This is a genomic window from Stenotrophomonas sp. BIO128-Bstrain (assembly GCF_030128875.1).
Classification (GTDB): domain Bacteria; phylum Pseudomonadota; class Gammaproteobacteria; order Xanthomonadales; family Xanthomonadaceae; genus Stenotrophomonas; species Stenotrophomonas bentonitica_A.
The window spans coordinates 2,515,595-2,533,530 of sequence record NZ_CP124620.1; the positions used below are offsets into that span (position 1 = coordinate 2,515,595).

The 17,936-nt window shown below is 56.7% G+C and carries 15 protein-coding genes; 7 read left to right on the plus strand and 8 right to left on the minus strand.

All coding sequences use genetic code 11. The features are described from left to right. The first annotated feature begins 16 nt into the window (after positions 1-16). Entirely contained in the window at positions 17-1,765 is a 1,749-nt protein-coding gene (locus POS15_RS11280; RefSeq protein WP_284128183.1) for an ATP-binding protein, read from the plus strand. On the opposite strand, the gene POS15_RS11285 is transcribed toward POS15_RS11280, so the two are convergent. Further along, positions 1,762-2,883, minus strand: a complete 1,122-nt coding sequence (locus tag POS15_RS11285; RefSeq protein ID WP_284128184.1) for a hypothetical protein — start codon at positions 2,881-2,883, stop codon at positions 1,762-1,764. The two genes, POS15_RS11280 and POS15_RS11285, sit on opposite strands and share 4 nt — an antisense overlap. A gap of 141 nt (positions 2,884-3,024) precedes the next feature. Beyond that, on the minus strand, positions 3,025-3,375 hold the full coding sequence (locus tag POS15_RS11290) for a helix-turn-helix transcriptional regulator (protein WP_284128185.1): 351 nt from the start codon (positions 3,373-3,375) through the stop codon (positions 3,025-3,027). Between the two features lie 239 nt (positions 3,376-3,614). On the opposite strand from POS15_RS11290, the gene POS15_RS11295 reads away from it, so the two are divergent. Next, positions 3,615-3,923, plus strand: coding sequence for a hypothetical protein (locus tag POS15_RS11295; protein WP_284128186.1), 309 nt, complete (start codon positions 3,615-3,617; stop codon positions 3,921-3,923). A gap of 64 nt (positions 3,924-3,987) precedes the next feature. Further along, positions 3,988-4,371 (plus strand): hypothetical protein, encoded by a 384-nt coding sequence (locus tag POS15_RS11300; RefSeq protein ID WP_284128187.1) that lies wholly within the window; start codon positions 3,988-3,990, stop codon positions 4,369-4,371. A gap of 43 nt (positions 4,372-4,414) precedes the next feature. On the opposite strand, the gene POS15_RS11305 is transcribed toward POS15_RS11300, so the two are convergent. Next, entirely contained in the window at positions 4,415-4,591 is a 177-nt protein-coding gene (locus tag POS15_RS11305) for a DUF3606 domain-containing protein (protein ID WP_284128188.1), read from the minus strand. 556 nt (positions 4,592-5,147) lie between these two features. Between POS15_RS11305 and POS15_RS11310 the strand changes: the two genes are divergently transcribed. Next, a complete protein-coding gene (locus tag POS15_RS11310; protein ID WP_284128189.1) occupies positions 5,148-5,372 on the plus strand; it encodes a hypothetical protein in 225 nt (74 codons plus the stop codon). 137 nt (positions 5,373-5,509) lie between these two features. Here POS15_RS11310 and POS15_RS11315 read toward each other — a convergent pair whose 3' ends face one another. Continuing rightward, entirely contained in the window at positions 5,510-6,307 is a 798-nt protein-coding gene (locus POS15_RS11315; protein WP_284128190.1) for a MobA/MobL family protein, read from the minus strand. A gap of 848 nt (positions 6,308-7,155) precedes the next feature. Between POS15_RS11315 and POS15_RS11320 the strand changes: the two genes are divergently transcribed. After that, the gene (locus tag POS15_RS11320) at positions 7,156-8,547 is read left to right on the plus strand and encodes a site-specific integrase (RefSeq protein WP_284128191.1); all 1,392 of its coding nucleotides are present in this window, start codon (positions 7,156-7,158) and stop codon (positions 8,545-8,547) included. A gap of 84 nt (positions 8,548-8,631) precedes the next feature. Here POS15_RS11320 and POS15_RS11325 read toward each other — a convergent pair whose 3' ends face one another. The 4 genes from POS15_RS11325 to POS15_RS11340 form a co-directional block, all read right to left on the minus strand. After that, the gene (locus POS15_RS11325; RefSeq protein WP_284128192.1) at positions 8,632-9,663 is read right to left on the minus strand and encodes an ankyrin repeat domain-containing protein; all 1,032 of its coding nucleotides are present in this window, start codon (positions 9,661-9,663) and stop codon (positions 8,632-8,634) included. Positions 9,664-9,850: 187 nt separating this feature from the next. Continuing rightward, positions 9,851-13,894, minus strand: a complete 4,044-nt coding sequence (locus tag POS15_RS11330) for a hypothetical protein (protein ID WP_284128193.1) — start codon at positions 13,892-13,894, stop codon at positions 9,851-9,853. Positions 13,895-14,199: 305 nt separating this feature from the next. Next, positions 14,200-15,135, minus strand: a complete 936-nt coding sequence (locus POS15_RS11335) for a CAAX protease (RefSeq protein WP_164157941.1) — start codon at positions 15,133-15,135, stop codon at positions 14,200-14,202. 433 nt (positions 15,136-15,568) lie between these two features. After that, positions 15,569-15,931 carry a hypothetical protein gene (locus POS15_RS11340; RefSeq protein WP_032957932.1) on the minus strand — a complete coding sequence of 121 codons (363 nt, stop codon included), beginning with the start codon at positions 15,929-15,931 and terminating at the stop codon, positions 15,569-15,571. 383 nt (positions 15,932-16,314) lie between these two features. Here POS15_RS11340 and POS15_RS11345 point away from each other — a divergent pair, with 383 nt between their 5' ends. Both POS15_RS11345 and POS15_RS11350 read left to right on the plus strand, forming a co-directional pair. Beyond that, complete coding sequence (locus POS15_RS11345; RefSeq protein WP_284128194.1) at positions 16,315-16,977, plus strand: HAD-IA family hydrolase; 663 nt, start codon at positions 16,315-16,317, stop codon at positions 16,975-16,977. Positions 16,978-17,151: 174 nt separating this feature from the next. Then, positions 17,152-17,820: a hypothetical protein gene (locus POS15_RS11350; RefSeq protein ID WP_204328295.1), complete on the plus strand. Its 669-nt coding sequence runs from the start codon at positions 17,152-17,154 to the stop codon at positions 17,818-17,820. Positions 17,821-17,936 lie beyond the last annotated feature (116 nt).

Below are 17,936 nucleotides of genomic sequence, written 5' to 3' on the forward strand. Positions count from 1 at the left end.
ATTTGCAAGGAATGCTATGCCCATCACCGGGGTCAAGATCAAGGGTCTGAGCTGTTTCACCACAGAGTTCTGCGGCTTTGACGAGTTCAAGCTGATCAATGTCATCATCGGGCGCAACAACACCGGCAAATCGCAGCTGCTGAAAGTGGTCCAGAGTCTTTGCTCGCCGGATCGCACCAAGTCGCGCCTTCCTGCCTCGTATCGATTCACGGGCACCTTCGACGAAGGGACGCTGCAAGGAATTTTTTCCAATTCTCAGCGCTCTGGTGCCCTCGGCGTTCCAAACACCCAAAGCAACTGGACGCATCACGGACTGCGGTTCGTCGACACACCAGTGAGTTGGATCGAGAACGCCCACGAGCTCGTGAGTGAGCTGTCACATCGGGCGAAGGAAAGGCCTGATGCCTGGGGCAGAATTCTCCCTCATGAAGTTAACGAAGCGACAGAGATGGAGCTTAGCAAGGCAGTAAGCCGACTCCGGGGCCCATTTGCCGACAAAGTTTTCCGCCACATGCTGGCTGATCGCGACATACGTAATGAGCCTGCCGCCGCGAAGCTTGCGCTTCGCTCAGACGGGCAAGGCGCGACGAACATCATCCGTGACCACCTCATCCGGGCGGACAACATCATGGTGACGCGGCGCCTCATTCAAAGCGAACTGCGAGCAGCGCTCAACCATATCTTCGGTCCGGACGGTTCCTTCTCAGCAATTTCGGTTCATGAACAGGCAAGTGGCGAATGGGAGATCTTCTTGGAAGAGGCTCTCAAGGGGCTCATCCCGCTCAGCAGTTCCGGCAGTGGCTTAAAGACCGTTATCTTGGTGCTTCTCAATCTTCTGATCGTCCCCGTGCTCGAAAGCAAAAGCGCGAGTGACTACGTATTTGCGTTTGAGGAGCTTGAGAACAACCTTCATCCATCACTGCTCCGGCGTCTGCTGAAATTCATTGACGAGTTTGCCGTCGAGAACGGCTGCACCATCTTCCTCACCACTCATTCCAGTGCAACCCTGGACCAGTTCAGTCGTTCGGGTCACGCCCAATTCGTGCGGGTTTCGCATGATGGGACCGCTGCATCGACCCAGACGATTTCGGCACACTTCGATCATTCCCAAGTGGTCGGTGACCTAGGCGCACGCGCGTCAGACATCTTGCAAGCGAACGGAATCATCTGGGTTGAAGGTCCCTCAGATGCTATCTACCTAAACCATTGGATCAAGACCTTCTCCGAAGGGAGTCTCTTGGAAGGCCGCGATTACGCCTGCGCCTTCTACGGCGGATCGCTTCTGGCGCGCACAAGCTTCGGGGAGCCAACCGGACCCAATCCCGAAGAACTCATCCAGCTTCTCCGGCTCAATCGGAATGCCGCCTTGGTCTGTGACAGTGATCGATCTTCCAAGGGCGCTGCACTAAAGCGTCGGGTTATCAAAGCACAGGAGGAGATCGCAAAGCTTCCGGATGGCTACATGTGGGTGACTGCCGGCAAGGAAATTGAGAGTTACCTGCCTGGCTCAGTGGTTGGCAAGGCGCTTGGCATGAAAGTTGATCCCGTTGATCCTGCGCAGTTCGAGCTCTTCTTTCCAAGCGCATCGAAGTCGAAGAAGGGGGACTCTTACGTTGAAGCCAAGCTCAATCGGGCTAGCATCGATAAGGTTGAGCTTGCTCTGGCCTCACGCGAGCACACCACATCAGTGAACATGGCGACACGCTTCGACTGGTCCGAGCGCATGAAGGCGCTCGTTAGCACCATCCAGAAGTGGAACGCCTAGTCTTTTTCTTTCACTCGTTCCAAGTGTTTATTCATGACCCAGCCAAAAATTATCATCCCGTCATCGTCGACAGTCTGAACATAACGCCACTTGCCAGCTGCTTTTAGCACCTGAACCTCATCGGCACGATGTAGCACGAGGGTTGGTTTTTGACGCAGCACTGGGCGGAGGGGTGCCACATCGACGACCACTTCGTAGCTGTTCTCAATGATACCCAGGTCTCTCAGCTCCTCAGTGAGCGTGAGCTGCCGCGCGGCTTTGTCGTCTTGTGCTTGCAGAACGGCCATCTGGGCTTGGTGTTGTTGCTGCATCCGAGCGACGATTTCAGCATGGTCTCGGCCGCTGCTAGCTTCGCTGTATATGAAACAAGCCAACTGCAACGCCATCAAGAAGACTTCGAGGCGCTGCGATGGATTTAACCCTGCTACGCGCGCAGCGCTTAGACACCACGCGATCCAAGAACTCAGCCACGCCTCACTGACCGGGTCTATTTCAGCGACTTCCGAGTCCTGGCTCCGCCCTTTATCCAGTTCAACCGCTGCGGACAGACCTGTTTCTTCGCTATCCTCCAATATGCGTCGAATACCCTCCCGCGCTCGCTCATCTGTGACAAGCGACGCCCATGCTCTATACGAGTCGGTTTGCGTCAGCTGACTTGCGAGATCCATTCGCTCAGTGAATTGCTGCCCCATTCGTCGGATGAAGTTCTGGGTTTCCTCAGCTTCCTGGACGGCGCGGCGAGCGGCATCGTATCCCAAGTGATCCTGCCAAGCCCGGATGTTAGTAATGCTGTCGTAAGCAGCCTTGGCTGCCTCACTGACGGACAGCGACCATCCCGCAAGCGTCTTGTCCAATGCCGCTGCCGCGTAGCTCTCGAGCCGACTTGTTTGGCGCAAGGCTTCCACGGCAAGTTGGTTCTGGTTCTTTGCGAAGTCCAACAGCTGGTGTTCTTTAGCCGCCCACTCGCGAGCCTGCTTCAAGCCAGGTGTTTCAAGCGCCTGCATTGCTTTCAGGATCGAGTGCTCCTCAAGGCGATGAACGATTTGCCACGGATCATTGCGAACTTGAGTCTCTGCGAAGCGCGCGGCGTCACTTCGATCCACGACGCGAGAGCGCATCGTTGCGTCTGCTTTTCGCAGATCTTCTCGGTCTGAGGTCATCGGGCGGCTCGCTGGATAAGTCGAGCCATCTTAGGGGCGCCTAGTGTCCTCGGCCAGTATGCGGCGGGATTTAGCCCTCCGCACCAGAAAAACGCACCGTCAATCCTGAGCTTGAGGCGCGCTCTGAGCTTGTCGAACCCGGATCTCCTCCGCGAGCGCCCTAAGCTCTTCCGGTTCGTAGTCCTGGACGGCTTTAATCAGCTCGGCGAGTTCCGCCGTCTCGGCAACCAAATACGCCACGGACACGCCCAAGGACTGGGCGATCTTCCAGGTCGTTTCCCAGTCGGTCGCATGGACGCCGCTCTCATAGCGGCTGATGTAGGGTCCTGCCCGCTTGTCATCTAACCCCACGCTCTTCCCCAGGGCCCGCTGTGAGACGCCAGACGCTTTGCGGACCTCCTTCATGCGGGTCGCGATAAGGGTCTGGATCGAGAGGGCGAGCGCGTTCATCTGGGAATGATGAACGTCAGTTACGCCCAACGCACAGTTACGTTGAACGCACCATACGTTTGACGTAACCTTTTTGGCAAGCCCGCTCCGGATCGGCACCCCTCCATCGCCTGATGCTCGCTCAAGCGCGCTCGTCCAATCGGCCCCTACGGTCTCCGGCCGAGTCCCGGGACCTGCCTAAAGCTCTGTCCGCACTCCCTGCCCTCACCCATCCGCTTTCAGACCTCAAAGGAATGACCATGCCCAAGACCCTTCTGGCTTCACTTGCCACCGCCTTGCTGCTGACTGCGTGCTCTGCTGGACCGTCTGCAAACAAGGCGGAGGACGCGATGCTTGTCTTTGTGAAGGCCAACGGATCTGACGACGCTCGCTTGACCAAGTTTGCTATCGGCAAGTGCGAGAAAGGCGACGGTGGCTACAACTGCCCCGTCCAGGCCCGCGTCTTGGCCATGAATGGTCGCTTTGACGAAGACTTCAATGGCGTCTTTACGTTCGCCGAGGTGGACGGCAACTACCGAGTCGTCGGCGTCGTCAGTCGCACCCTTTGATTGACCCCGACGCACTTCGCACGGCAGCCCGCGCTTATCACCCCAGAGCCAATCAGGAATTCCCATGACCGTCGGCACGTTCTTCCTCCTGCTCGTCCTCGGCGCCACCGCGCTTGTGCTTATTGGCTTGGGCCGCAGTTTCAAACTGCGGAGCGAGCGCGGCAACTTTGAGCAGGACTACGCGCGAAGCTACTTCTCCCGCCCGGGCGCCATCGCGCTGTCCCCTGAGCAAGCGAGGATCAAGCTTCGTGACCGCAACCAGACCAAGATCTACCCTTTTGCTGACGTGCGAGCCTGGGAAAAGCACTGGCACAACACTAAACGCGAAGGCACGCTGACGGTGAGTGTGCGCGACCTCGACCAGCCTGTTTGGACGATCAAGTTCGGCAACGAAGCGGAGATGAATCGCTGGTATGAGCTTCTAGACCAAGCAATCAACGACAACTGAGCGGATCAAAGAAGAGGGCAGGATGATCCCGCCCTCTTCGCCCTCACTTGCCCAGGTGGCGCTTTACATCCTTGGTCATCACGCCCACTGCCGCCACAGCCTCTTTCAGCTTTGCCGGTGTGACGTTGAAGTGCTTGGACCAATCCCGCAGCTCCCACTCTTCATTTACGTTGATGCGAATGCCATCGGGCGGACCGCGCTTGCTCAGATCGTCTGCCATTGCCAATCCCCTTCCGCGCCTCGAAGTGTGAGGCGCCTCACGTTCTCTCCACACCCCGCCGTTGTCCAGTCGGAATCATCCGCGTGTAAAGGTAGGCCTTTTCCTACTTTCAACCAGCCTACTCCTTGCCGATCTGAGCGCACGCAAGCAGCAGCAGATGAAGACAACCCAAAGCGTCGCGGCGTGGCGGACAGGGTGCACGCCACAGCGGGTTCGCCTTCCCAAGGCCGAGCCCGTTACCCGAGGCCCCGCCACCAACAGATAGGGCACACAGCAAGCCAAAAGACCTCGCCGTGCGGAACCAACTGCCGGCCTTTGCAGATGCGTCCGCTGGGGAGGCAGCAGTTCTCGATGTCCCGGACGGGTTACAAAGGCCGGTTTAGTGCAACGATTAATCGTCGACCTGAGTATCCGCCAGGTGAGAAGTAAACTTTAGCCTAGCGCTGGTTGGGCGCGCCTGCACGACCCTCCTCATCACGCGTTACAACTACCGATCTGAGCATTCATACGCCGACGAGAGAGTTGACAACACTCTGATTCTTGTTAGGAATCAGGCATGAACACACTCCCCTGCAATCCACATACCTCAGACTTTCCCGACTTCGACGAGCCAAACACAGCGGAATCGCGCCAAGAGCATGTGCATCTCTGGCTTCGATGCTTAGCTGATCAAGGGGAGCAACCCGACGCCCGCATACATGCCGCTTTAGATCGCTATGTGGATGGCAGCTATGATCTCCACACGCTCAGCCAAGCAGTCATCAAGCCCTACCTGCACTGACGGTTGGCCAACCGCTAACAACCAGGCGCTTAACGCTGGACTGAGTGCTGGGCCCAGCCAGATCGCGCGGTGACAGCGTGCGTGGTGCGCGAGGCACCAGGCAGACCACGTGTTGTAGGACTCTGGGTGCCAACTTCCTACGACCAGCGCTGCGATGGTGCGTTGTTCGCTTTTTGCCATGCCGCTAGCACTGCATCGTTGTTGTTCAAGACAACGGAATCGTCAGAAGCAGACCAAGCCTGAGTTATGTCCTTTCTCTGGTGAACCAGCATTGCGCGCTCGAAATCTTTGACGAGTTTCGACAATACATGCCCCGGGGATGTGGGTTGAACTTTTGGTTGCTCCACACGCAGCGCCGCTCGCTCTGCATCTGATGCTTGTCGAAGATGGGCAGTGATGGATTGCAAGATGGTTGCGCGAATCCATTCCACTTGCGGCTTGCCATTGATGACGCCATCGAGCTCACGCGTCTTCTGAGCGAGTCCCTGCGCATCCACCTTGCGTGTCGTTGCCAGGAGGTGGGCGTAGTAGTGGCGCGCATCTGCATTCTTAGGCGGCTCGTGCATGCTCACTTGGATAGCGAACTGGAAGCGAAGCACCAGCTTCCTGGCCACATCCAACGTCAAAGCCCACCGCTGATCGTCGTCAAGTTCGTGAGGTAGTGCAATCTCGAACGCGCGAGCCACGGTGCTGTCTTTGCGCCTCTCAGCAGCTTCGACTGCGCTCCACAACTGCTGAGGATCTTCGGTCCACTCAGGCGCGCCGATGGGACTAATGCAGGTAACGCGCTGGACGCCCGAACGAGTCTGATAGTTGTGCACGATCCCTGTGCGTGTGTCTGTAAGGCACAACGCACCGCGATAGGCTGCGGCCGCGACGGCTGAGTGCTGTTTGGCACGACTGAACGTTTTGACGCGAGTGTGATAAATGGCCATGAATGCTCCGTTCGTTGATTGAGCATCCAGCTATGAGGCAACTTGGCAATAGAGCAAGGCGTATTTAAACGAGCTGATCGCCCCTTTTCTGACGCCTAAAGGCCATGGAATTTGGCGAGCCGTTTCATCGTTTTCTTACGTTCAGCATTGCGGCCAGCCGGAGCCAAACGCCACGCACATTCCTCAGAAAAAATTGACCCTGTTGAAGGGCATGAGCCTTGGATTCGACTGCCGCGCTTTCGACATGCAATAGAAAGGGCGCCTGCATAGGCCGGCACCTTGGATGACGCCTCAGCTGGTATGACATGCGTTGGCGCAGTAGTAGCACCCATTGATGCGGCTCTGCGGCCAATTGGCTTTCGCAGCGGCCACGGCCTGCCCGCAAGTCAAATGAGAGCCCATACGGATACGCAAATCAGACAGGCGAAACGCCGTCAACACCAGTTATTCCTAATTTCCACTTTTCGGTCAGCGCGCACTGACTGGATCCAGCCGGCTGGGCCATAGAATGCCTAAAGGCCCTCTTTAGATATTAACGGCATCGCGCCCAACCCGACTAATTTACCTGGCGTTCATATTATATGTCCATTATTTTTGGCACATATGCATAACCAAACACTATGGCAAGTTCTTTCATAACGCTGCGTAGATAAACTCTAGAGGCTATACGCCCCAAATGTTCTACGGCAATTCTTAGCAATAATATTCTTTAAAAATTTACGTCGATTGCAAGGCGATTTCTCAACGCCCGGGCGTCAACCATCCACGAGAAAATAGTTCAGAATTGCCAATTGACAGAAAATGTTTATCTCTTATCAACAGTCTACCCTCATAAATACGGATCGTAGATGCCCTCTGATTTACCCCACTTCAACCCCGAAACACCGCTCAGCGCCAAAGACTCACTTCAAATCAGCAGCATCAAGCTCGGCAAGCTCGAACTGAGAGATGTCGTCGTCAACAGTCGCCAGGCTGGCATCCAGCTTTACGAGATCTTGCAGCTTACGATCCAGCAGATCGAAAACTCTCGACGCCGTCGCAATAGCACGCGCTTCCCGGACACGCTTCCAATCGCGAGCCCTTCCCGGCGGCTATCAGAAGAAGTTGCGGACTACTTAGCCGACATGACGCGCCGCGCGTTGCAAGACACAACGATCAAAGCAGCTGCGCGCTCGTTGAAGATCTTACAAATGACGTGTGGCGACATCCCGGTGTCGATGATTGACCATCGCCACATACATCAGATGTGGAACCTGCTGCGCTCATCGCCGCCGAACTTGACCACTGACCCTACGCTTCAATGCATGACGGTTGATGCACTGATTGCCCTGGGCAAGAGGCTCACCGTGCCTGCCCCCGCCGTAGCGACCTTAGAGCTTCATCGCCGAATGCTCACAACATTCTTCCAAGCTCTCGTCAACACCAAAGCCATCCCCCACTCGCCGATGGCCGCGTTCCGCCCGGTCAAAGCAAGTCTTTTAGAAAGCGGCAAGAGCGCAGAGCGGCTACTGAGCACCGCAGACGTGCAGAGGATCTTCAATCCAGACACGTTCACACCGTGGGCATCCAAGTTCCCACATCGCTGGTGGGCAACGATGATTGGCCTCTTCACTGGGGCACGGGTCAACGAAGTCGCACAGCTTAAAGTTGCAGACATCATCCAAGACCAAGGCACCTGGTGCATTGCAATTCGGATGACCAAAGATGCTGATCTTGCTAAGAGCGACGGGCAGCAAACCAGGCAGCGGCTTAAAGGAAAAAGCGCGATCCGCACGATCCCGGTGCACCCTGCCTTGCTCAACGCAGGCCTTCTCGACTTGGTTGCAGACGTGCGAGCATGCGGGCACCCTCGCCTGTTCCCGCAGCTTTCGGCAGGCCTGAACAAGTCAACGGGCAAGACCAACGCCAGATACAGCCAGGCCCTTGTCATCCAGCTCAGCAACTATTTTAAGGACTTGGGCTTCCCCAAGGGTGTTGGCTTCCATGGCTTCCGCCACACGCTTGCCACAGAGTTGGAAGCTGCTGGCGTCAATGAGGAGGACATTGCTCTCATCACGGGGCACTCCATCTCTAAGAAGGTTCCCGTGCTGCATAGCAACTACATCCACCGCTCGCCGAAGCTGGTGCGCGAGCGTCAAATCGCGGCATTGGCGAAATACAACCCGTCCGTAGTGCTCCCGGTGTATCAACGCGGACAGTTCAAAGAAAAGCTAGGGAAAGAGGCGAAGATGTATCCGTAACTCCGAAACGAAAGCTGCGCTCCAGCCTGCCTCAGCGCCAAGCTGCAATCGCAAGCTGGATCTTCGGAGAGCACGACGAACCTATCAGAGCCGCACCGCTTTTGATCGCGACCCCATTGGCAGCCGGGTCTGCTTGTTCAAGGCCTCACGGTCCCGCTGTGCAGTTACCTCAGCCACAAGCTCGTCCAGTAGCGTGTGGTGCTCAGGACCGAACAGCCTCGCCCTGACCTCATCCAAGCTTGCATGGCTAATGAGAACTCGGGCTGTCTCTCGCTGCGCGTGACCGACTGCTCCGACCAACGCCGCATTACACGCGCTTTGACCTACGGTCGGTGCCAGCAACTCCGCGATCTCTCGGTGGCCGTTGCTGGCTGCATCGTAGATCGCCTTCTCGCCGAAACGACGCGGGCGTCCTAGCTGATCAATTGCACCCAGGATAAGCTGAACGACCTCAAGTTGACCTTTGCTCGCCGCAACGTCAAAAGCAGCTGCATACGTGTGCGCAGCGTCTGGGAGCTTAGCTTTAAGCATGAGTTTGACGACCTCTGCTCCCCCGTGGCCGGCTACCGTTGGAAAGATCTGAGTGGCGCATGTGATGGATGACGACACTGGAAGCAGCAGTTTGACCACACGAAGATGGCCCTCGTGAGCAGCCTGAGCAAGAGCTCGACTATCCTTATCGTGAGGATCGCTGTGCGGAATTAGTAGCTTCACCACGTCCGCATGCCCGCAGGCGCTTGCTTCGTATAGTGCAGCGGAGTGTTCCGCTAGCGCGTCACTAACGGGCAACAGTAGCTCCACGACCTCTTTGTGCCCTGCCCGAGCTGCACACACCAGCGCTAGCGAGTTTCTTGCCCTTGGCTTAGTCAGCGGAACAAGCTTACGAACAACATTGGCAAGCCCCTCCTCGGCCGCCAACGCCAAGGCAAAGACTCTGTCGTTGGAGGACAACATGGGAATCAACGCTTCAATCACCGCCTCACGATTGGCATTGATGGCGTCATGAACCACTTCCCATGCCAAGCGCCCACTATCAGTTGACTCAGAGACAACCTTCATGATGGCGCTGACATCCGCTGTTTGGATGTCTCCGATCAAGCTGCGGCCAAGAGTCACACGCCATCTCCCAAAGAATCTTAGATTAGGGCAGGCTCATTGTTCGTTAAGTGAGTCACGACCGAGCCTGATCTCTTGCCGCCAACACCTATCGGAATAACGGGCCAGGGAGCCAGCTAGAACCGTGGCTCACTTACCAACAGAACCCGCGCGGCCAAGCCTTTTGCGGGCAGTTGACTTAGGGCAACTAAGCATCGTCCCGCGCGCCAGTCACATCCATCACCACTATTCGCGTTGTCGCTCGCAGATGCGCAGGAAGATCGTCTTCAAGCATTGCTTGCATCTCTTTAGCGGTGGCTGGTCGAACTCCTCTATTGGGCGGCAGAGGTTGAGTGGCTTTTCGCTTCTCTCCATACCAAAAGACCAGATATATGCCGAAGTCACTGGCCTCCGGATCTACGGAATAAAGACCATGAAGCTGCTCTGATGCCGCCGTCCACACTTGGCTATGAAAGTCCCGCTTGATCTCAATGACGCTCTTGATCTTATCGCCATACACGACGATATCGACGCGCTTATCCGCGCTCATATGCCCCTCGGGCTCAGCGCGAACGCCGTGCGGGGCTAGCAACGGCTTCAGCATACCGAGCAGGCAATCCCGGGCAACTTCCTCCACTTTCGGCTCAACGATCTCACCATGCGACCCTGTATTCCAAAATTGCTTAAACGGGTCATCGTTGCGTGTGGAAAGTGACTTGGCAATTTGCTCCAAGTGGCAGCACACAAGTTCATGAAGATCCTTCGCACTACTGGGGGCTCCGTTCTCCAAGGTTCCCATCGCCTTTTTCCAGGTCGGTATTTCGTATTCCGTATCAGCAACAACCGTCTTGTGGTTTGCAAGCTGGTGCAAAATGTATTTTCTATAACTCATCAAGCCCGGCAAACCCGCCATCCGCGCCAGAGCATTTCCTGCCGCCCTACCCGGATCGCTGCCAAGCTGCGCAAGCATCGTGTTAACCATGGAAGCAGCGTCCCAAGGATTTCGTGTTCCCACCGATGATCCAGTTGGATGCGACATATGGGGATAGCGTGATGCCACCCAGGTCACGATGAACTCAATTTGAGTGAGGCTATACGTCCACGTCTTCTGAGATCCCCATGATGCTTCACCGCCGTCTTCAAGCAGAGCCCACATCGCCGACTCTTCTCGATCACCACTGAGTCCTTGCAGCACATTAAAGTAAGCTTCTGGACTGAGCGAGAAGCCACACCAAAGCCACGCAGCCAAACCGCCCCTCAAGCCGCCCCTTAGATGCTCGGCATCGTTGTCCTGCTCACTCAAAAGCTGATCCACCTGGGCTCTTGCTAAGGCCGGGAGGTCGCTCCAGCAGCCCTCGGCCTTGCACAAGCGAAGCATCCGAAGCAGGTCATACTCAGCCATTCTTGGGTGCGCTTGGAGCACTCGGACAATGGCCTTGCCCCGATCTTGACCTGCAAGCTCAACGTTTTCCAGAGCGCTGAGCGCTCGAAGCTCGTGACCACCAAGCGCGAGCTCAGCAGCAAGAACAGTCTCATATGTCTGGATGGCGAGCTTGGGCTTGGCTTCTAAGAGCGGGCTAAACCAGACGTGCTCCAGAACGCGGGGATGCGAATCTACTTCGACATACACCGGACAAAGCAAAGCAACCGCCAACCCCGCAGACAAAACGGCCTCCGGAAGATCAGCGATCCGAGCGTTACTGCGCCAATGATCATCAAGTGCTGCCAACAGTGCTGTCCAGCGAAATTCCTCTTGACGTCGTCGCTTTGAAAGCAGCGCGCCAATGCTTGGTAGCTCGCCGCTGGAGAGCAATACCTCGAAGCCACGCAAGGTTGTCAGAGCATCGTTCGCACCCAAAACTTGTTCCAGCCGGGCGAGCGGCGTAAGCGATGCGGCGAATCGAATGGGCAGCCATTGGCCGAAATAGACTCTTGCCAAGCTATCCAGGAAAGCGGCCGCCTTGCCCGCGACAACTTCCTCCCGCCTAGCTGTGAACTCAGCACCGAGCTCGCGCAACCACCGCTCAGCCTCGGCTTCGCTGTCTTGCCTGTGCAGCTCTTCAATGTCCAGGACGGGCGCCACTTCCAGGTAGGCAACTGAATGGAACGACCTGATTTCGCTTAGCTCTACGTCATTGTCTGCCAGCGCGTAGAGACGCCAAAAAACAGGATAAGGTGACACATCACCCCGTATGGCCTGCCGAAGGCACACTGCGTAGATCTGGCCACGACGCGGATCGCAACTTTGCAGCAGAGCAGACTCCATCTCATCAAGCACCACTTGCGGATCCAGGACGGAACCGAACAGGCGCATAAAACGATCCCACGGCAGATTGACACCAACACCGAAATCGATGTGCCGCAACACGCTCCGAAGCAGCTTTAAATCTTGGCCCTCACCTCCTGAGAGTGCAAGAAGCAGCGACTTGCCCGGATTTTCACCGCTCAGATAATGGCAGTAGATCAGATACCAATCGAAGATCAGGCGCCCCGCGCTTTCAACAGCCAGCGCCTTGGCAAAGAGCTCGCCATAAATACGCGCAAACTCCCTCGTATTGGGCCCGACCAGCAGCGGCCCACTTGGCACTGGCAGATCGACTGAGCGAAGGATTTCGGCGGCATCAACTGGCGTCACAACATCCGTCAACCCCCAACTTGCTCCGATGGGGATGCGCTCGTTCATGCGGAGAAAATGTAGGAGGAGGACAACAATTTCCTCCTTGCCCAAGCCGCTGTCATAGAGAGCCCGCACCAGAAGAAAGCGAAGCTGCGTGTCATCAGCGCTTGTTCCCAGTCGCTGGTAGGCAGCGACGAGCAATTGTCGGTGCGCTGAGCTGCCCTCTAGCAACGCGTGGATCGCTTCCATACGGAGCACAATTACCTGCGTCTCATCTAAGATGAGGCGTTCCAACGCGCCCTCAATCCCAAGCGTCATCCTCCCCGACTTCTGGACCACAATGGCCAGCAGCTTGGCAGAGACTTCAGCACTTGGGCTAGCCAACAACTCTTGATAGATGGCCAGCAACGCCGGGTCGGCCAGCGCATGGGCACCGGTGGGCAGGTGCATCTCGCGGAAGAAAAGGGGATTGTTCCTGCTCTCGGTAATCAACGCGTTGAGCAGGCGCATCTTCATGAAAGAGGACCATGTAGACAAGTCTCCATACATCAGCAGTCCAACCAAGTCCAAATGGAGCATGGGGGATGGGTCGGGGAGTTGAGACGTAAGCCAGGCAACCAGTCCTCTAAGCGCTGTCGGTGGACGCTCCTGAACACCCATCAGAGCCAATACACGGCCGATGGGCAGTCCTGACTGGACACGATCAGCAATCCATCGCGCTGCCAAGTATTCGGCAACGGTGCGATGAACGTAGTCCACCCTGTCCACGCCGGTCGCCACAAACACCCGTCTTTTGAGGCAGGCCAAAAGATGACCTTGCGGCGCTAGCGTTAGCTCCTTGTAGCTCGGAATATCCTTCCCAACAGACCTTGCTTTCCAAGTAAGCCCCGAGCAGTTAGAAGTCAAACGCATTGCACAGAGTGCACCTGCCGCATCGAGTAGCTGAGTCCCAGGAATATGAGCAACGCCCTGATCGCGATCAGCGTGTTGTTCGTTGGCCTCATCCAGCAACGCCAACGCGGCTTGTCGAAATAGCTCGGTGCGAGTGGCGGGCCAATCGCCCTGACCTGAGACAGCTGCGAGCATAAGCAACGTCTGCGCATTCCCAAGGAGTTCGCCGTGCTCTCGACGCTCAGCTTCATCGAGAAAACTGCCTGGGTTCGCAAAGCCCTTGCTTGTAAGGATCTGAGCTTGCTCGGACCTGTTGAGCGCTAGCAACTGCACCACGACTGTCGCCCCACCTTTTCGGAGGTAAGGCTTCAACGCTTCTAGGTCGGTGGTCTGCAACCAATCTGCCGCGCGACAGGACAAGCGCACTCCGCAGGGCGATATCTCAGCCAACTTCCGCGTGAGCTCGTCAACGGGTGATCGGTCTCCACGCCCTCCCTGCGTCTCATCTAGCGCGTCAATCCAAAGCATTTGATCAGATGGAAGGTCATCAATAGGCGTATTGAGCAGCTCCCGGACTGTGAGGAATACTCCGCCCGTCTCCACGGCTTGCGAGCGGAAGAGCTCACTCTTCCCGGCTCCTGGATCTCCGAGCACGACAATATTCTTGAATTGCTGGAACGCGCTAAAAGGTGCCCCTTCAACACCTTCCAGCTTAGGCTCTACTTGCTTGACTTGACGATCCAAAACACAGCCTTTGAGTTATCGACTTAGCGGTCGCCCCGTATCAGCGCCTGTAGGCGACCGCAAGGCCCCAGTTACGCCACAATTTTAGTCCAGCGCAGCCTCAAGCCCGCCACAATGGTCCGCAGAAGGCGAGCCTGAGCTTGCCTGGGAAGCCACCGCTGCGCATAGGCACTGGAAAAGACTTCCCCAGCGCCTCCCCGTCTTACCGAACGAATTGACACCATTTCCCCGCTAGCATGCGTTAGGTCACCGGTTGCAGCGGGCCACCAGAGCGGCCGTTTCGCCCAGGACGCCCCCACCCCATGCTAGGTCACAGGGGTAAGCAAGAAACGCGAAGAACTGACACTGCGTCTCACATAGAAGGAGGCGTTTGACGACTCGCATTGCTTCATCACGAGGGCTAGACCGCGCCTGGATGTGATCGTGCGCTCTCGAGTCATGAGCTGGTAGCGCCGGAGCTCAGACGCCGAACAAGCGCGCTCCGCCTCGCCAAGCAATCCGTTCTTCCGCAAAATCTGCACCTGGACGGGTTCGATCAGCTCAATGAGCTGGACCACCTGCAAAAGCTTGCGCGCCAAATGTCGCGTCGCATCTTCTGGATTTGCAATGCCAGCTCCCTTCCATACCGGCTCATGGTGGGAAACACGATTTCTAAAGTGGCGCACAGCGTTGACAAGGTTGCGAGCGTGCGTCAGCAATACACTTGGACGCCGCCCGCCCCAATCCCCACTAAACACTGAGGAAAGATAGAGGTTCCAAAGCAAGCCGCGCCCCATGAACTCTCCGTCCAATGCGAACTCCCAAGTTGAGAAATCCGTCTTAGAGATGATCTCGTGATGGGTGGGCTTAATGTGTCCCCTGATCTGATATCGCTCCTTCTTCTCGCGGATGACCTGAGAAGAAGCTTTTGAGAAATTCTCGCGCAGCTTAGCCACGGGATAAGGGATAAGCCCTTGACCACGCGACTTCCATTGCAGCTTCGAAGAGCTCCACCAAAATCGCCCTAGTGGGCCACTGCTGACGGCTCCATCGATGGAGTTGCGTAGCGTAATTTCCGCCGCTCCCAGGATAGGGTGCAACGCACCGCAAACGCGCGAGTTCCACAAATAAGCACCAACGAGTTCGAATTCGTCCCTTGGGGCGAAAACAGCCGTGTAGCTGTTGAGTCGCTCCGATGTGAACAAATTGTTAAGAACATCGGGATTAAGTGTCAGTGTTCTGGGCATTTCCCAGCCTTCCATGGTTGGTTTGCAAAGATGTATGTTGACATACAGGGCCTCCGCTGGTAGGCTTTATTTCAAGGGTTGGCGGGAGCTTCCACTGAGCAGAAATGCTCACGTCCTTTCGCACTATGCCCAGAACACTCGCCCCGGACTTGTTCCGGGGTTTTTTATGGGCGTCTGATAGACAGCGCAGGACCCCGCCCCGAGCTGAGGCGGCTCGCCGACGCCCCACGTTGACCGCCCTGCACCGTGCCTTGGCTAAGTTAGGGTAAGCCGCCTTGGATTGAGTGGAAAGGAGCGTGACGGTAACCAGGCTCAGCTTGACCTGGCCGACGAAGTGGCCGCGCGGCAGACGCCCTCTTTTTGATCAGCCCTTACTTGCCCCAAGTCCGGCCACCCAGCCTAACTGATCAAGAATCCCGCGCGACACTCGGCGCGGGTTCTCGATGCCTTAGCGCTTGGCGGGAAAGAGCGACCAATTGGCCAAGCGCTGAAGAACGGCCGCATCGCCGTCGTTGTTCCACACGGCCGTTTTCAGATCCCAGTAGAAGTGGTGAATGGTATGCCCGTCTCGGGTCTTTCCCGTGGTTTCCTTACCGGGCTTAGTCCAAAGCGCAATCAGATCACCCTTGACGACTTGCTTATCCGGGAACCAATAGACATGGCGAAGCCGGTTCGAAACGGTATTCTCGGCGGTGTAAGTGCTGTCACAGAGCTGATATTTGCCCAGGTCACAGTCATCGAGCACACGCAGCGTCACATACTCAGTCTGGTAGTCCCCCTGTCCATGGACAGCGAGAATTTGCACGTTCATTCAAGCACCTCGTTGTAGGCAAACGGTCGCCTACGTTCATACCCTGATGACCTCGTGTCTGTAGGCCAACAGCGCCACGCGCCGTAGGGTTTTTCTGAAAGCGCCCTGCCGCAAAGGAAGCGCCTCCCCGGCAACCCCCATGCATCCCCTCCCCCATGAAGGCCCGGCCCTAACGCCAGTTCAACCTTCGCTTTCAAGGATGCCCAGCCGTTGACATGGCAGAACCGGGGACTTGGTTCCGTCTCCCCCCCAATACCGCAGGCCCCACGGGAACCAGCGCTTCCCTTGCTTGCTCGTCACCAAAGGTCAGGCGCAGCCAGGTAAGCGCTAACCGGGAGGCCTGTCAGCACTTATCCTAACGCCCCCGATTCCTGGATCGTTTTATGCCAACCCTGCACTGCAAAGCCCTCCTCCTAGACATGGACGGAACGCTCATCGACTCGCTGGTCCTTGTCGAGCACGTCCTTGGCTTGTTCTCGACCAAGCACGGCTTGGACTATGAGGAAGTAAGGGCAAGGGCTCATGGCATGCAGACCATTGATCTTGTCAGGCACTACCTGGGCGACACCGACGCGGCGCGGCAAGAAGCCAAGATGTTGGAGCGCTATGAGGAAGAACACGTCGAAGGCATCGTCGCTACGCCTGGCGCTGCTGCACTGCTCCGCTCGCTTCCACCGCATCAAGTCGCCTTGGTGACCTCGGCCGGCCAAAAGCTTGCGCGAAATCGAATGAACGCAGCAGGGCTCCAACTGCCGACGACAGCGGTCTTCGCTGAGGATGCCAATCCTGGCAAGCCCAACCCGTTTTGCTATCAACTCGGCGCAAAGCGGCTCGGACTCGACGCCAAGGACTGTGTGGTCATTGAAGACGCTCGTGCTGGGATCGAGGCTGGCCTTGCCGCAGGAGCCATCGTCTTGAACGTTGGTCCGCGACATCCCGAGCAAAGCGCTCGCGTCATCGACATAGCCTCGCTGGAGGACCTCACCATCGAGGTCATTGGAGATTCCCTTAACATTGGCTATGTTGAGCGCAACACCAACCCATAGTTGCTCGCATTAGGATGTGGTGCTGATCAGCGCTCCATGTTTAATTGGAAGCGACACGCTGTGAACCTCCCTACTGCTGTTTCCCTATTCCATGGAAGGATGCCAATGAAAACTACCGCGACACCTACCGCTCAGCCATCTGCCCCCACTGAGAAGCCAGGCCCCAGCGCATTGATGACACTGGCCACCATCGCCGGCGGCTTGGTGGCATTGGCCACGCTGCTTGGATTTGTTCTTCATGGCTGCGGCCATGTGGCATACAGCACTTACCTCAATGACTGGGGCGTGCAGGAGGGCTTGTTCCCGCAAACAGCGGATTGGAAGGTCGTTCGGGGCTATTACGCCATCGTGCTCCAAGGCAGCCAGCTGATCTCTGATATCCCTTGGCTCCTTGTCTTCTACGCGTTCTGTGGCATGACCATAGCCATCTTTGTCGCAAACCTACCCACCGTTCAACGCACAGCTTTTCACGATTGGTTTGCAGCACGACCATTCTGGGTCCGCGAGCCGGTCAAAGCGATGGTGGGATCCGCCGCCGTGCTCTATGTGGCGCTAACGATGACTTTGATCGGCACACTTCTCGCCCTCATCCCTGGGTGGCTTGGTGAACGGGCCGGGCATCATCAAGCTTTGAAAGAGCGCAAAGCGATCAAGAGTGAGGACGGCGCCAAGCTTCCTTCTGCTGAGCTCTGGCGAGATGGAAGGAAGGAGGTCAGCGGCAAGATCATCGCCTCATCTGAGGCGCTGGTTGCCATCTATGACCAAGATCTTGACTTGGTTCGCACGCTCGAACGCACTGGGTATGAGATCCGATCAGGGAAAGCGCCACTTACTGGCAAGTGAGCGCACTTGCGCCAGTTTTGCCTCAGCACTGTCTGAGAGCGAACTACCAGACCTGTGACGGCCTAAGCAATGGCTGGCAGATTTATCTGGCGCCTCCAAAAGCTCTGACTTCCAAC

Excerpts from the sequence above, each read along its gene's own strand:
- POS15_RS11350 (WP_204328295.1), top strand. The coding sequence starts at position 17,152 with ATGACACTGGCCACCATCGCCGGCGGCTTGGTGGCATTGGCCACGCTG.
- POS15_RS11345 (WP_284128194.1), top strand. The coding sequence starts at position 16,315 with ATGCCAACCCTGCACTGCAAAGCCCTCCTCCTAGACATGGACGGAACG.
- POS15_RS11285 (WP_284128184.1), bottom strand. The coding sequence starts at position 2,883 with ATGCGCTCTCGCGTCGTGGATCGAAGTGACGCCGCGCGCTTCGCAGAG.
- POS15_RS11340 (WP_032957932.1), bottom strand. The coding sequence starts at position 15,931 with ATGAACGTGCAAATTCTCGCTGTCCATGGACAGGGGGACTACCAGACT.
- POS15_RS11295 (WP_284128186.1), top strand. The coding sequence starts at position 3,615 with ATGCCCAAGACCCTTCTGGCTTCACTTGCCACCGCCTTGCTGCTGACT.
- POS15_RS11335 (WP_164157941.1), bottom strand. The coding sequence starts at position 15,135 with ATGGAAGGCTGGGAAATGCCCAGAACACTGACACTTAATCCCGATGTT.
- POS15_RS11280 (WP_284128183.1), top strand. The coding sequence starts at position 17 with ATGCCCATCACCGGGGTCAAGATCAAGGGTCTGAGCTGTTTCACCACA.
- POS15_RS11320 (WP_284128191.1), top strand. The coding sequence starts at position 7,156 with ATGCCCTCTGATTTACCCCACTTCAACCCCGAAACACCGCTCAGCGCC.
- POS15_RS11290 (WP_284128185.1), bottom strand. The coding sequence starts at position 3,375 with ATGAACGCGCTCGCCCTCTCGATCCAGACCCTTATCGCGACCCGCATG.
- POS15_RS11315 (WP_284128190.1), bottom strand. The coding sequence starts at position 6,307 with ATGGCCATTTATCACACTCGCGTCAAAACGTTCAGTCGTGCCAAACAG.
- POS15_RS11305 (WP_284128188.1), bottom strand. The coding sequence starts at position 4,591 with ATGGCAGACGATCTGAGCAAGCGCGGTCCGCCCGATGGCATTCGCATC.
- POS15_RS11300 (WP_284128187.1), top strand. The coding sequence starts at position 3,988 with ATGACCGTCGGCACGTTCTTCCTCCTGCTCGTCCTCGGCGCCACCGCG.
- POS15_RS11310 (WP_284128189.1), top strand. The coding sequence starts at position 5,148 with ATGAACACACTCCCCTGCAATCCACATACCTCAGACTTTCCCGACTTC.